Annotated in this window: 1 protein-coding gene; it reads right to left on the reverse strand. The window is 69.2% G+C overall.

Features of this window, described 5'->3' with window-relative positions:
* Nucleotides 1-60 precede the first annotated feature (60 nt).
* On the reverse strand, nucleotides 61-497 hold a 437-nt coding region (locus ACU8YE_RS24515), incomplete at its 5' end, for a phosphate acyltransferase (protein WP_446929993.1).

Consider the following 497-nt stretch of genomic DNA (forward strand, 5'->3'; position numbering starts at 1 on the left):
GACCTGGAACTTGAGGCTCGACGAGCCCGCATTCAGCACGAGCAGGACCGGGATCATCGGCTAGACCTCGGGCAGCAGATGCGCGGCCCGCTGCGCGGTTGCGAACAGGGAGGCGACCGCACAGGAGGCGAGCCGCGTCACGCGTGAATCGGCCCGGCTCGTCAGGATGATCGGGACCCGGGCCCCGAGCACGATGCCGGCGGCATCGGCGCCGGCCAGGAAGGTCAGGCTCTTCGCCAGCATGTTGCCGGCCTCGAGATTGGGAACGACGAGGATGTTGGCCCGGCCGGCGACGGGCGAGCGGATCTTCTTGATCCGTGCCGCGCCGAGGTCGATGGCGTTGTCGAGGGCGAGCGGCCCGTCCAGCAAGGCTCCCGTGATCTGATCCCGATCGGCCATCTTGCAGAGGGCGGCGGCATCGAGCGTCGAGGGCACCTTTGGGTTGACGGTCTCCACGGCCGAGACGATGGCGACCCGAACGGTCTCGACGCCCAGGG

The sequence above is a fragment of the Ralstonia sp. VS2407 genome (assembly GCF_052950655.1).